The following is a 13,726-nucleotide window of genomic DNA, read 5'->3' on the forward strand; positions in this document are numbered from 1 at the left end:
ACAATCTCCGCGAAATCACCCTTAAATCGCTGCGTGATCAAGTCACAATCTTGATGCAAGACGCCAAGCTCTTCAACAAAACCGTCCGCGAAAACATCGGCTTCGGTAAAGTCGATGCCACCGAGGAGGAAATCATTAACGCCGCCAAGCTGGCGCATGCGCATGATTTCATCATACAAATGCCGGAGGGCTACGACACCGTGATCGAAGAAGGCGGCGAAAATCTTTCCGGCGGCCAGCGGCAGCGCCTCAACATCGCGCGCGCCATTATTCGCAACACCCCGATTTTGATTTTGGATGAGCCGGCCACCGCATTGGACGCCAAAGCCGAGGCGCAAATTCACGAAGCCCTGGATGAGCTGACGAATCGGAGAACAACGTTCATCATCGCGCACAAATTTTCCACCATTGCCAACGCGGATAAAATTTTAGTGCTGGAAGCGGGCAAGCTCGCAGCCTATGGCACGCACGAAGAATTGCTGCGCACGAATCGGGAATATCGTGAGCTTTACGAGTTGCAGCAACGGCCGCCGCTGGAAGCGGCAACCGCAGCCCTCATGAGTGAAAACGAAACCGCGGTTTTGCGTGAAGAGCAGGCCGTGGCGAGTTAGCCTTTGCATTTCATAATGGCAGAGAAATGTTGGATAGAAAAATTTTTAAAAGCGGCATGGCAAAATAATTTGACGGCAGAATGATTTAAAATTATTCTGGTCAAATAATCCTGCCTAATGCTTCTCAATAATTTTGTCTGAAGTCGTTTTGCTTTCTCAAAAGTTTTTGAGCAAGCACTCTTCATCACCTTAAGCAACTTGAGCACGCGCAACTTTGGATATGGAGATCATCATGTCAACACCTTCGTACAACAGCCGGCTGGGCTTGTTCGACGACCCCACGCTTCCATTAGTTGCTACGGTCATGGATGTCAACGCCATGCCGGAGCAATTCACGCGCTATTTGCACGCTTCGGGCGTCGATCCCAAATGGCAAGTGATGAAATGCGCCATTGAAAAAGTCTACTATCGGCCGGGAAAGCATTGCGGCGTGCTCTATCGTCTGGCGCTCCGTCACGTTTCCGGCGCCGAAACCGACGAATGGATTTATGGCCGCACGGTGCCCGCCGGTACCGAAGAAGAACGCTTTGAAAAAGCGCTGGCCGGGCTTAAACCAACGCCCTCAGCGCATGAGTTTTTGCGGCCCTTGCCGCCCATTAGCTTTTGGCGCGATTTGAACATGATTCTCTGGGTTTTTCCGCAGGATCCGGATTTGGAAACGCTGCCGCAGTCCGTGGATTCGGCTTATGTCCGCCAACAAGTTGAAGCCAATCTCGAGGCCTTCGGCGTGTCTGCCAACGGCTCGGCAGCCCAATGGCGTTGCCCCGAATTCTATTACGATCGCATCAAATTCATGCCGAGCAAACGCTGCGTCTTGCGCTATCACGTCAATCTGCTCGACCCGTCCGGCAAATCACACGAAAAAACGTTCTACTGCAAAATTTATAATAATGGGAATAGCCGCTACCATTTTGACATGCTCAAATCGGCTTACGAGCAATTGACCGTGAAGAGTGCGGCTGTCAACATTCCCCGCCCGCTGCTGCACTTTGACGGTTTGCACACGTTCTGGCAGGAAGAGTGGCCGGGACATGCTTTGCTCGATGTCATTGATCAATATGATTGGCAGGATATTTTCCGGCGCGTCGCTTTGGTTCTGGCCTCGTTCCATCGCAGCCCGGCCAATGGCTTCGATGCCGCTCCTAATCTCAACGAGGTTTTGGAGAAAGCCGATGAAGACGCGGCGAAGCTGCTCAGATTGTGGCCGCAACAGCAGGCGTTGGTGAGCCGCGTGCTCGAGCTGTTGCACGCGACGAAGCCTGTTTTTGACAAACAGGAAATGCCGGCTGTGCCGATTCACGGCGCCTGTCGGATCGAACAAATGCTGGCGCGCGGCAACGAGCTGGCGCTGGTGGATTTCGATGCGGTGACGTTGGGCGATCCGATTCACGATGTCGCCGAGCTGATTGCCTCTTTGCAGTACATGGGATTGACGCGCGGCCTGGACAGCGAACGCATTGCCGTTGCCTCTGAGGCGTTTTATCGCAGCTACGCCGAGCAAGTGCCTTGGGCGTGCGACCGCCGCCGTATCGGCTGGTATGCTCTGGCTTTTTTGATGACGAAATTCTATTCCTCCACCAAAAATCTTGAGCGCCGCGCTTTGCAGCAAATCGAAACGGCCGGCAAAGCCATTTGCGAAGATTGGCTCAACACCGTTGGCGCGATGTAAATCGTCACAGCCTTTGACTCACAACACGAACGAAAATTATTATGACAAACGGCACGATTCATGACCATAAGCTGCCGCAATTGCAGCAGGCAACCGACACTAAAATCATGGCGGCGGCATTCGAGGACTATTTTCGCAACCAATATCCCAGCCGCGGCTTGAAAGTAAATGATTGCCAAATCAGCCGATTGCAGCACCGGCCGGGCAAAGAGTGCAACATCACTTATCGCTTGTCCGGTCACGATCGCGACCGCCGTTCGTACGATCAATGGATTTTTGCCAAGATGTCGGCCAACGGCGAAAATCATAAAGCGGTGCTGAAAGAAAAACCGCTGCAATGGCCGGGCTGTGATTTTTGGAAGCCCGTTAGCGCGTGGCAGGAAATGAACATGGAGTTGCACGCCTTTCCTTATGATGTTAAGATGCCGTATCTCGGCCAGCTCTTGGAGCCGGAATTTGTCAAGCGGCAGATTGAGGAGCGGCTGCCCAATTTCGGATTGTCGCGCGAGTGGACGTGCCGCGAAGTGACTTGCCACAAAATCAAATACATGCCGACGCGGCGTTGCGTTTTGCGCTACGAGTTCGTGGTGGCTGGCGCGGTGAACCAGCAACGGCAGATTGTTTTTTACAGCAAAACCTACAACAGCGCGAACAGCCGTTATGTTTACGACGTCCTGAGCGCCGTCTGCGCCAGCCCGGCGTGCAACAACGGCGTGCTGAATATTCCGGCGCCGATTGCCAATCTCGATACCGCGAATACGCTTTGGCAACAGGCGTGGCAAGGAACGAAGTTCGGTTCTGTTATGCGCGAGCGCGGCTGGGTCAGTCTGCCGCACTCCGGGTTCATGCCCAAAATTGCGGCGATGCTGGCGGCCTTGCACCAGGTTGAAATTCCGCATGTGCCTCTTGCCGGTGGCCCGGCGCCGGCAAAGGCAATTGAAAACGCCTACGGCGATGCCGATGATATTGCGGCATTCCTGCCGGAGAAGCAGGCGGTTTTGACGGCGGCGGCGAAAACCTTGGCGGAGTTGGCGCCCGAGATCGCCAATCATTCCACGGTTGCGACGATTCACGGCTCGTTTAAAGTGGCGCAGCTTTTGTGCCGCGAGGCAGAGTTGGCGTTGGTGGATTTCGATTCGATTTCACGCGGGGATCCGCTTTATGATGTCGCGGAATTCTTTGCTTCCATTCTTTATTTGATCGTGAGTGACGGCATTCCGGCGCCGCCGATCCGTGAGAGTCTCGAAAGCTTTTGGGCTGAATATCAACAACGAGTTTCTTGGCATTGTGATCGGCGGCGCCTGGCTTGGTATCTCGTTGCGTTTCTTTTGGGGAAAATGCATTCGTCGCTCAAGCGCTCTGAAGTGAAAGCTCTAGCTAACATGCCGCTGGCCTTTGATCTGATTGCAGAGTGGCTTGAGGTTGCGAAAAGAAAAGCATAAGGCATAAAACACAACGCGGGAATGAAAAGCGCAAAATAATGATAGCTTTGAATTACACCAGGGAGCAAATGCTAGCCGAGATCAGCGCTTCGGAAAATATTTTGTCAGAATGTTCAGTCGATCCGACTGATCCGCTGTTCGCTTCACTGGACGAGGCGCGTCTCGTTATTCGCGGGCAGACGCCGGACAACCTATTGCCGCTGCTCAATCGTGCGCTGGCAAAGCGATTCGCAAACACTCCATCGGATCAATTGATCCGCGATCTCATCTATCCCCTGAAGAAAGGTCTTGGCAACGCGTACAAATGGGGAAACCGAAAAGACCCGGCCAGGCAAATTACTGTGGAGGTTGTCGCCACCAACACCGGTACCGTCGTCGCCATTTCCGATGAAGGAGATGGTTTCGATGTCCAAGGCATTCTTCACCGTTTTAACGGCAATGAACATTATTTTACGCATGGCGGCTCAGGTTTTGTATATTTTAACCGAACAAAATCAATCATTAGTTATGCCCACGGCGGCCGCACGCTGCTTATTCGTTTCTTGTGCTCGCAAGCGTCTGGAACAGCTCTTATGGCGAGGGAAGATTCCGCCCTCGGGCTGGCAGGCGACGAAGAATTCATGAAATCCTTTTTGGCAGCGGAGTTGGCCTGGTTTCAAGAGAATAAAGCGACACTTGCGTCCTGTCGCATTGACATGCCTGAGCAGCAGTTCGAGGATCGGCCAGAGATCAAATACGTTCTCGGGTATCGCAAGGCTGAATCAGAAGAAGTAGGCCAATTCATCTTAGCTGGAAGACTGTTGCCGGAGCATGCTGCCGCAGGCGAGTTTTCCGTGGCCGGACAGCTCCACATGCAGCTGTTGGAAGGCAAAACCGGCATCCACATTCCGCCACCCGTGGCGGTTTTTAAGCATCCCTCGCTAGTGCTCTTCAATTTCAACCCCGCGATGGGCCTGCAAGAGTATCTGCAAAATCAATTTGATTTTCAAGAAGTCGCGAAGGTCATCCAAATGGTTGCCAACAGCTTGCGCGCCTGGCACCAGTGTATGATTGTCATGAAGGACGATGATGGCTTGGAGGACGTGCTTGCAGAGCATCGTTCAGAGGGGGAAATGGTCCTGGCCAAATTGGCGCAAGCCAGCCCGCGGCTGGCCGAGCGGGCTCAGCAACTTTATGATCATCTTTCGGCACGCCTCGCCACGCTGAGAAGTTATGAACGGGTTCCCATTCATGGCGCATTAGAATGGCGTTCGATCCTATATGACGACGGCCGATTCTGCTTCTATCGCTTTGACAAATGCCGGTACTCTCATCCAGGATTTGATCTCGGCGGTTTTCTGGCTGATTTGTTGCGATTCTACGTACTTCGCAAAAAAGCGGATCCGGATTTTTATTATGCCGGCCGCAAGGTTTTTCTGGAAACTTATTTTGCCAACGCGCCGGCGGCGTGGCAGGAAGACTTGCCGTTTTTCATGATCGACGCGTTGCTTCGACGTCTGCCACAGGTTCTTGAACTAGCCGGGAAAAAGTGGGAAGCGGGCGTGGATGCGTTACTGCGACAATGCGAACAAGCGTTATGAACATTGCTTATATCAGCGCCGATTTTGGCGTTCCCATTTTTGGCTACAAAGGCGCCTCCATCCACGTGCGCGAAATGGTGGCTGCGCTGCGCAAAGCCGGCCATGCGGTTTCTATCGTTTCACCGGCAATCGAAGAGCTGGGAGACGCAAGGGTGAGGGAGGTACTTGATGAAAGCGTGGCATTGCTGCCCGTTCCTGCGGCAGAGCGGCATCTGCTCGTTGCGCAAGAGCTGGAAGCGCTCGACGAGTTTTTGGGCATGAAAACGCGCGTCCGCCAGGAGTTGCGCAATTTGCTCTACAATTTGACCCTGTACGAAAAAGTCCGTGAATATCTGCGCGCGCACCCGGTTGATTTTATTTATGAACGTTACACGCTGTTCGCTGCCGCCGGCATCCGACTGGCGCGCGAGCTTGGCGTGCCGCATATTTTGGAAGTGAATGCGCCGTTGGCGTACGAGCAGGAAAAAACGCGCGGCATGGAAATGAAAGCGCTGGCGGCAGAAACCGAGCGCCACATTTTTCGCGACGCCGACCAGGTGATCGTGGTCTCGCGGCAGTTGCAGGAATTTGTGATATCATGCGGCGTGCCGCCCTCACGCATTCAGATTTTGCCCAATTCGGTCGATCCGCAGCGCTTTGCCAAAGCGCGCGGCGATCACAGCGTGCGGGCGCGGCATCAACTCGAAGGCAAGCGGGTCATCGGTTTCGTCGGCAGCCTCAAGCCGTGGCATGGCATCGAAACATTGCTCGCCGCATTTCGCGCGTTGCACACTACGGCACCCAATGCGCATTTGCTCATCGTCGGCGATGGGCCAGGCCGGGCGCAGTTGGAGAATTATGCGCAAATGCACGATTTGAACGGCGCGGTGACGTTTACCGGCAACGTGCCTTATGACGACATCCCGCGCTACATCTCGGCGATGGACATTGCCGTCGCGCCGTACATTCCCAGCGAGAATTTTTATTACTCGCCCATCAAAATTTTTGAATACATGGCGATGGGCAAACCGGTGGTCGGCGGACGAATCGGCCAGGTGGAAGAAGTGATCGCCAACGGCGAAACCGGTGTGTTGTTCGAGCCTGGAAATATCGCGGCGCTGCAAGCCGCGCTCGTGCAGCTTGTGAGCGATTCACCGCTGTGCCGCCGCCTCGGCGAAAATGCCCGCGCGTGGGTGGAAACCGAACGAACGTGGGACAACAATGCGCGGCTGGTGGTGCAGATTGCTGAAAGCATAAAGTGTAAAGCGTAAAGCGTAAAGCGCTATGACGACTTACGTTTTACGTATCTCGCTCCAATAATCACAAGACTTGAAATTACCATGAAAATAAAAACCTGCATCGTTACTGGCCAGTATCCGCCGCAAGTCGGCGGAGTCGGACATTCGGCGTTTCGCGTGGCAAATATTTTGGCAAGCCGGGGCATGCAGGTTCACGTGGTCGCGCTGCAAAAACATCCCACACCGTTGCCGTTTGATGAAAGCTGTTCGAGCACGCAGGAGGGCGAGGTGCTCGTGCATCGTGTCAAAGTTTTTCATCCCAAACGCGAAGAGGGCGTTGCCTTTGTGGATGGCGAGGTCTTGACGCGCTACAATCGCGAGATGTTTCACGCGCTCGAACATTTTCAGCAGCGTTATCATTATGACGTCTTGCATGCGTTTTTTCTTTACCCCGCGGCTTTTGTCGCGGGACTGGTCGGGCGGCTGCACGGCGTGAAGATGATCGCTTCGATCCGCGGCAATGACATTGGCAAGTATGCCTTCGACCCGCTGCGCCTGCCGTTCATTCGCTCGTCGTTGGAAAACGCCGACTATGTCACTTCGGTAGCCACGAGCTTGACGGATTTAGCCGATCGCGCGATCACGCCGATTGCTGGCAAGGCCAAAACGATTCTCAATTCGGTCGATCTCACGCGGCTGCGGCCGCAAGCGCGTCCCGAATTGAATCTCAAGGGTACAGTTATTGGTACCGCCGGGCTGTTTCGATATAAGAAAGGTCTGGTTTATCTCTTCAAGGCCTTGGCTGATTTCGGCAATCGTTTTGATTTTAGTCTACTGCTGGCAGGAGATTTCTTCAGCGAGGATGACCGGCAGCCGCACCTGCAAATGCTGCACGACTACGGTTTGCAGCAGCGCACTGTTATTACCGGGAAAATTCCATCGGACCGTATGGCTGACTATTTACAGCTTTTTGACGTTTTGGTCTTTCCCTCATTGTTCTCCGAAGGCTGTCCGCTTTCCATGCTGGAAGCCATGACGATGAAAAAAGTGATCATTGGCAGCCGTGCCGGTGCGATTCCGGAAATCATTCGTGACCATGAAAATGGCTTGTTGGTTAACCCGGGATCGTCGGAAGAAATCACCCAAGCCCTCGTCGAGGTGATGGAGAACCCGGCATTGCGGGAACGTCTTGCAGCCAACGCTGCTGCAACCGTCTCCGCGATGACGCCTGCACGGGAATTCAGCGATTGGCTGGGGGTCTATGAAACGATCCTGGATGAATCGTCAAGAAGAAAACGTGAATAGGGCAATTAGCTTATCAAAGTTGGAATAATCCTGCAGCGGCGGGACTGAAAGTGTTTCGCCCATACAAATGAAATCCCACCGAAAAGGCTTTTTCTTTCTGTGGCAGTTCTGCTTCTGTGGGCGAAGTCTTCAACGCTGCTCGAAGAGCTTCGGATTTCATCTTGTCTGAAATCTGGCGTAGATTTTGAAAGTTGAGATTCTCCGTGTATGCAACAAGTTTTTTCCAGTGGCGCGAAACAGCGCAACGGATAAAAGCATTTCATCCGCTGCGCTGTTGCTGTCTGCTGGACTATTTTTGCCACGGATGGAGGCGATGGTTTACTGGAAAAACTGGCGGATTAGATAGCCGAACATGAACAAGCTCGCAAATCTATATTCATCTCAGCCCCTGGCCCTCAACACCCACTGGCTCAAAGAAAATCTGCCGCGCTATCTGTGGGATGAAAACGAAATTGCCGGCACGATCGCTCAGGTTGAGATCCTCTATCGTGGCGAATCATCGCAACGGGCGGTTGTGCTGTATGAAATTGAATTGCAACATTCAGGCCCTGAAGCGCGGCGGCCGCTGTATGTCGGATATGTTGTTCCGCGTGAGCGGCTTGCGGCTGAACACGAGAACATGGCGGCGAAAGCCAAAATCCGGCCGGCTTTGGGCCGCACGGTTGCGCTAGTTCCGGAAGCCGAGATGATTGTGGTGGCATTTCCCAACGACGAGAAGTTGCATCTGCTTACCGAAGCGGAACTGCATCGGTGGGCTGCAATGCATCTGCATGAGATTGCCAACGGCGTGCTCGAAGGCAAAGCGTGGGAAGTACAGGAGGCGAAAACGGAGATTCTGCGTTACGTTCCGACTAAACGTTGCACGACGCGCTGCCGGATCAAAATGACAACAGAATCAGCGCCGAGCTTGTCGAAAGAAATTTCGTTCATTGCCAAACAGTTGGCGGGCGCAGAAAAGGCCAGGCGACAGTACGATGATCTGGTGGCGATGCGTCAAGCGTGGTCCGGAAATGAAAAATATCTGCCCGCGCGTTTGCCTCGAGCCCTGGCTTGGGAGGCGAGTAGCGCAACGGTTTTTATCGAAGAAATTCCCGGTAAAAATCTGGAGTGTGTGCTTGCCGAAATCGATTTGGCGCGGGTGATACCGGCCGTCGGAGGGATGTTGGCAGATTTTCACCGCGCACGCATGCGGGTTAAAAGAAATGTTACACGCGCGGGCGAGCTGGCCGACGTCCAGAACGTCATACAAAAAATCGCCGCAGCTTATCCCAACCTGCAACCAAGATTGCAGCGGCTCTTCGATCAGCTTGAGGCGGTGCCGTGGGATGAGTCGTCCACTGTCTTGTTGCACGGTACCTTTCGCTTGAACCATATTTTTATACATGGTGACGACCTGGCGCTGATCGATTTCGACAGCTTGCGCATGGGCCAGCCGGCCTGTGATCTGGCAAATTTTCTTTCATCCCTATACTACCTGGAAACCCAGAATCGTCTTGCGCAACCGCAGCGGCATGACATTGTCCGTCATTTTATTGCAGGATATGCCGCAAAAGCGCTGGTGCCGGCGGAGGTGGTGCTGTGGTTTTTGGCAGATTTGCTCATTCGAAAGCAAGCGTATAAATACCTCAAGCATTTTCATGCGGAGGCTGCGCAAAAAGTCGAGGCTATGCTGGCGCTGTCCGAGGCCGTGTTGGCAGGATGCCGGAAAACGACGGCTGATGCGGACCTGACGGCGTTGTGGAAGCTGTTGCCATGAAAGTGAAATGCGAATGGCGTCATCATAAATGTTGAACACCTTATTCAAAATGCTCAAAAGGCAGTGGAATGAAATCCGTGTGGGGCTGATTTTTTTGGGGCTGATTCTCATTCCCAGCGGGCTTTTGGCGTATTTCAGTTTGCGCGCCATTGAAAATGAGAAATTACTCTCGAAAGAACGGTTGCAGGAGAGCTACAGCCAGTTTGCGCGCCTGGCCGCACGGGAGATCGATGACGAGCTTGAAGATGTCGAGAAACGCTGGAGCTCGACAGTTAAGAGAATTATTGATAAAGACGAGCGTATTCCCGCCCCCGAAGAACTTGATGAACTGACACAAACAGAGCCGCTGATTGCCGCGTGTTATTTGCTCACCGCGCCGGGCAAAGTTGCGTATCCTCCTGATCTCAGTTTGCGTGAGGCCGGTTCTCCACCCGAGCAAGCGCCTATGGAGAGCGAACTGTTTCACCGCGAGCATGAACTTTTTAACCGGCTCGTGACGCGCGGGGAAGAGCTGGAATACCTTAGTTACGACTTGAAAGGCGCGATTGCGACGTATCGGGAGATTGCCGCGCAAGTCACCAGCTCGCAATTGCGCGCCATGGCCGAAAGTTATGTTGGACGCGCGTTGATGAAACAGGGAGAATGGACGGAGGCGTTGACAACGTTTCAGGATTTGCTGGTGAAATATCCTGAAATGCGTGACTTGAACAAAATGTATCTGCGCTTCCCGGCGCAATATCAAATCGCAGTTGCGCTGGATAATCTCGAGCGCGACCAGGAGGCGGTCGAGACGCTTTTTCGCTTCAATCAGGACTTGCTGGAACGCAGCGATGTCATCAGCCCGCTGCAATACTCGTTTTTCTTGGATCAAATCCGGAATTTGGCGCCGCGACTTTTAGCCTCGCCGGAATTGTCCGCTTCGCAAAGTTATCAAGCAGAGCTGGAAGCGCTCGCCGAGCAGAGCAAGAAACACATTCGCGAGAAGTATTTCTTGCAGCTTTTGGATCGCAAACTTTACGAAATGGTGATTGCGCGCAAGGAGTATAAAGCCAAGTTCCGCTATGTTTCCGAAGAAGCGGATGGCGATCCCTTCTTGCTCGCCTACCGGGCTCTGCCCGATCCCAGCGGTATTTACACCACCGGCCTTCTGGGATTGCAGATCAATTTAGAGCAACTCCGGCAAAAGCTGTTTCCGACGATTCTGCGCAATTTGAAATCCAGCGATCAGGTGACGCTGGCGATATTGAACGAATCTGGCGATTATGTGATCGGCACCGCCAGATCGACAGAGCCGCCGATTGCGGTGCGGACGTTGGAAGAGCCGTTTGAGTTTTGGCAAGTCGCAGTGTATCTCAGCGAGGCGGCGCCGGCGGCACAACGGTGGGATTTTCGCACGACGCTCTCACTGTGGTTGATCTCGCTTTTATTGCTCAGTATTTTGTTGGGCGCGTATATTTTCATCCGCCGCGCGCGGCGCGAAGCTTATCTCTCGCAGATGAAATCAACGTTCGTCTCGAATGTTTCGCACGAGCTGCGCACACCGCTGGCTTCGATCAAAATGCTGGCCGAGCTTTTGGAGATGCAATTGGCCGGGCAATCCGCAACGGCTCCTGAAAATTTCAAAGCGCGGGCAGAGAATTATTTGGGCATCATCCGCCGCGAGTGCAGCCGGCTGGGCCGGTTGATCGAGAACGTGCTCGATTTCTCCAAGATCGAGCGCGGCGTCAAACAGTATAATTTTGAATATGAAGACCCGGCAGCCGTCGTGCGCATGGCAGTCGATTCGTTCCGCCCGCATGCCGAAGAGCAGGGCTTCATGCTGGCGCTGGATATTGCCGAGCCCTTGCCGGAATTGCGCCTGGACGCAGACGCGATTTCACAGGTGATTTTGAACTTGTTGAGTAACGCGGTGAAATACAGCGATGCGGTGAAAGACATTCGCGTACGCGCTTATCAAAAAAACGCCAACGTTGTGATCGAAGTGAGTGATCGCGGCATCGGTATCGCTGCGGCGGAACTTTCCAAAGTATTTGAAGATTTTTATCGCGCCGATCAGCGGCTCAATTCACAAAAGCAGGGCGGCATGGGCTTGGGGTTGACCCTGGCGCGGCAAATCGTTCGCGCGCACGGCGGCGAAATCAGCGTCCGCAGTGAAGTGGGCCAAGGCTCGACGTTCACATTTACACTGCCGATCCCTGAGTCGGTGATGCTGGAAAATTCTTTGGAGGGAGGAGGCGCAAAAGGCGCTTCGCAGCGGCCGGGAAATCGAAGTTACGCCATAGAGGTTTCTTCATAAACCAGAAAAATTGCTGTCCCGGATGTTCTTCCCGCTTAACAGTTAAGCGAATCTACGGTCAAAAAAAATGAAAAAAATCCTGATCGTCGAAGACGACGCAGCCATCGTTTTGGGTTTGGAAGGCGCGTTGCAAGATGAAGGTTACGAAACATACGTTGCGCGCACCGGCGGCGAAGGCTTGCGTCTCGCCAAAGAACGCCAGCCGGATTTGCTCATTCTCGATTTGATGCTGCCGGGCATGAGCGGCCTGGAAATCTGCAAACGTCTGCGCGACGAAGGCGCCAAAACGCCGGTGATTATGCTCACCTCCAAATCCGAAGAGAACGACAAAGTTCTCGGCCTGGAGCTAGGCGCGGATGATTACGTGACCAAGCCGTTCAGCTTGCGGGAGTTGCTGGCGCGGGTGCGGGCGCATTTACGCCGCGAAGGCACGGCTACTGCGGCAGCCGCCGTTCCGGAGAAATATTCCTTCGACGAGGTGGTGGTGGATTTCAAACGGCATGAAGTTTATAAAGCCGGCAAGCTGCAAGAGTTGACGAATCGTGAATTCCGCTTGCTGGAATATTTCATTCAACATCCGGGCGAGTTAATCACGCGCGACCGGCTCTTGGATGACATTTGGGGCTACGATGTTTATCCGACTACCCGCACAGTCGACAACCATATTCTGCGCTTGCGCAAGCATATCGAGCCGGATCCGGAAAACCCGCGTTACATCAAGACCGTGCGCGGAGCCGGGTATTTGTTTGAAATTGCAAAATGAAACTAGAAGATATGAATGACCAACTGGCAACGAGCAACAAGAAACAAGTCGCTGATCAACCAACCACTGCGCTCGGCGTCCGCATGCACGGCGCCTCGTTGACGCTGGAATCGCCTCACGCGCCGTTGATTGAGTATGCCGCCGAGCATCTTAATGGCTTGGCGGGCGTGCCGGTGGCATCGCCGAATTTGGTGGTGCGGTGTACGTGGTCGCAAGGCGAGTGGGACGCGCAAGCCAATCCCTTTCCGGCGGATGGCGCGCTGAACGTGATCGGCAAGCGCATGCTGGGCAACGACCACGAGCTGATCTGGCTGAATACGCTGCGCATGCCGGGCTTGCAGCTTCGTTTCAGCCGTGAAGGAGACTCATTGCTCTTCGACGTGGCGTACCGGTATCATTCGCAAAAGATCGAGACGACGCCGGATTACGAATACACCAAATATTTCAGCCTGATGAGCTATTTAGTTTATTATCCGCTGATGTGGTATTTGGAAAATTTCCGCGGCTGGACGATTTTGCACGCTTCGGCGCTGGCGAGTGCGAACGGCGGAATAATCATCGGCGGCCTCGGCGGCGTCGGCAAGACCACCACGTGCGTTGCGCTGTTGCAGCAACCCGGCATTTCGCTGGTTTCTGAAAATTTAATATTCACCGACGGCGATTTCATTTATCCCTGCAACGAGCCGATTCGGCTCGACGCCGGCAGTCTGGCCATGCTCGGCGAAAACCCTGAAGGCCTGGCGCCGATGGCATTTCCGGAAGGACTGAAGAAAAAATGGTTTTTTCATCTGCGCACGAACGGGCAATCGCAAAAAGTCAAGCCGGCCGCGCTCTTTTTGCCGCAGTTTACGCCGCAGCGATTTGTGAGGTCGCTCCGCTCGGAGCTGGCCGCGGAAAAAATGGTCGCGATCAATCGTTTGACACGCGAGCTGGATGATTACAGTTGGTATGCCGCCGCGCTGGAGATGCATTGGCCCAATATCGGCCAGGCGAAGAATCGCCTGGAGGTTTTGCGCCGCTTTGCCGGGAACGTGCGCTGCTTCGAGCTGGGCATCGACCGTTCCGCCGGCGTGGAAGCGGTGGTAGA

The 13,726-nt window shown here is 53.8% G+C and carries 10 protein-coding genes; all 10 read left to right on the forward strand.

Annotated elements, in window-relative coordinates; all coding sequences use genetic code 11:
* The coding region (locus FBQ85_15710; protein MDL1876595.1) for an ATP-binding cassette domain-containing protein at positions 1-611 on the forward strand (611 nt) is incomplete at its 5' end.
* Positions 612-825: 214 nt separating this feature from the next.
* The gene (locus tag FBQ85_15715; GenBank protein ID MDL1876596.1) at positions 826-2,280 is read left to right on the forward strand and encodes an aminoglycoside phosphotransferase family protein; all 1,455 of its coding nucleotides are present in this window, start codon (positions 826-828) and stop codon (positions 2,278-2,280) included.
* Between the two features lie 41 nt (positions 2,281-2,321).
* Positions 2,322-3,722 (forward strand): aminoglycoside phosphotransferase family protein, encoded by a 1,401-nt coding sequence (locus FBQ85_15720; GenBank protein ID MDL1876597.1) that lies wholly within the window; start codon positions 2,322-2,324, stop codon positions 3,720-3,722.
* 38 nt (positions 3,723-3,760) lie between these two features.
* Positions 3,761-5,302, forward strand: a complete 1,542-nt coding sequence (locus tag FBQ85_15725; GenBank protein MDL1876598.1) for a sensor histidine kinase — start codon at positions 3,761-3,763, stop codon at positions 5,300-5,302.
* Positions 5,284-6,552 carry a glycosyltransferase family 4 protein gene (locus FBQ85_15730; GenBank protein MDL1876599.1) on the forward strand — a complete coding sequence of 423 codons (1,269 nt, stop codon included), beginning with the start codon at positions 5,284-5,286 and terminating at the stop codon, positions 6,550-6,552. The genes FBQ85_15725 and FBQ85_15730 overlap by 19 nt, the downstream gene beginning before the upstream one ends.
* Before the next feature lie 69 nt (positions 6,553-6,621).
* Positions 6,622-7,824 (forward strand): glycosyltransferase family 4 protein, encoded by a 1,203-nt coding sequence (locus tag FBQ85_15735; GenBank protein ID MDL1876600.1) that lies wholly within the window; start codon positions 6,622-6,624, stop codon positions 7,822-7,824.
* Between the two features lie 352 nt (positions 7,825-8,176).
* On the forward strand, positions 8,177-9,580 hold the full coding sequence (locus tag FBQ85_15740; GenBank protein ID MDL1876601.1) for an aminoglycoside phosphotransferase family protein: 1,404 nt from the start codon (positions 8,177-8,179) through the stop codon (positions 9,578-9,580).
* 28 nt (positions 9,581-9,608) lie between these two features.
* Positions 9,609-11,876 (forward strand): tetratricopeptide repeat protein, encoded by a 2,268-nt coding sequence (locus FBQ85_15745; protein ID MDL1876602.1) that lies wholly within the window; start codon positions 9,609-9,611, stop codon positions 11,874-11,876.
* A gap of 67 nt (positions 11,877-11,943) precedes the next feature.
* Entirely contained in the window at positions 11,944-12,639 is a 696-nt protein-coding gene (locus FBQ85_15750) for a response regulator transcription factor (GenBank protein ID MDL1876603.1), read from the forward strand.
* Positions 12,636-13,726 (forward strand): hypothetical protein (locus FBQ85_15755; protein ID MDL1876604.1); only part of this gene is annotated, 1,091 nt, incomplete at its 3' end. The genes FBQ85_15750 and FBQ85_15755, both read left to right, overlap by 4 nt.

The organism is Cytophagia bacterium CHB2, from assembly GCA_030263535.1.
Lineage (GTDB): Bacteria > Zhuqueibacterota > Zhuqueibacteria > Zhuqueibacterales > Zhuqueibacteraceae > Coneutiohabitans.

What these genes read in the sequence shown, in the direction of transcription:
- FBQ85_15740 (MDL1876601.1), top strand. Translation starts at nt 8,177, where the DNA reads ATGAACAAGCTCGCAAATCTATATTCATCTCAGCCCCTGGCCCTCAAC.
- FBQ85_15735 (MDL1876600.1), top strand. Translation starts at nt 6,622, where the DNA reads ATGAAAATAAAAACCTGCATCGTTACTGGCCAGTATCCGCCGCAAGTC.
- FBQ85_15720 (MDL1876597.1), top strand. Translation starts at nt 2,322, where the DNA reads ATGACAAACGGCACGATTCATGACCATAAGCTGCCGCAATTGCAGCAG.
- FBQ85_15725 (MDL1876598.1), top strand. Translation starts at nt 3,761, where the DNA reads ATGATAGCTTTGAATTACACCAGGGAGCAAATGCTAGCCGAGATCAGC.
- FBQ85_15730 (MDL1876599.1), top strand. Translation starts at nt 5,284, where the DNA reads ATGCGAACAAGCGTTATGAACATTGCTTATATCAGCGCCGATTTTGGC.
- FBQ85_15745 (MDL1876602.1), top strand. Translation starts at nt 9,609, where the DNA reads ATGTTGAACACCTTATTCAAAATGCTCAAAAGGCAGTGGAATGAAATC.
- FBQ85_15750 (MDL1876603.1), top strand. Translation starts at nt 11,944, where the DNA reads ATGAAAAAAATCCTGATCGTCGAAGACGACGCAGCCATCGTTTTGGGT.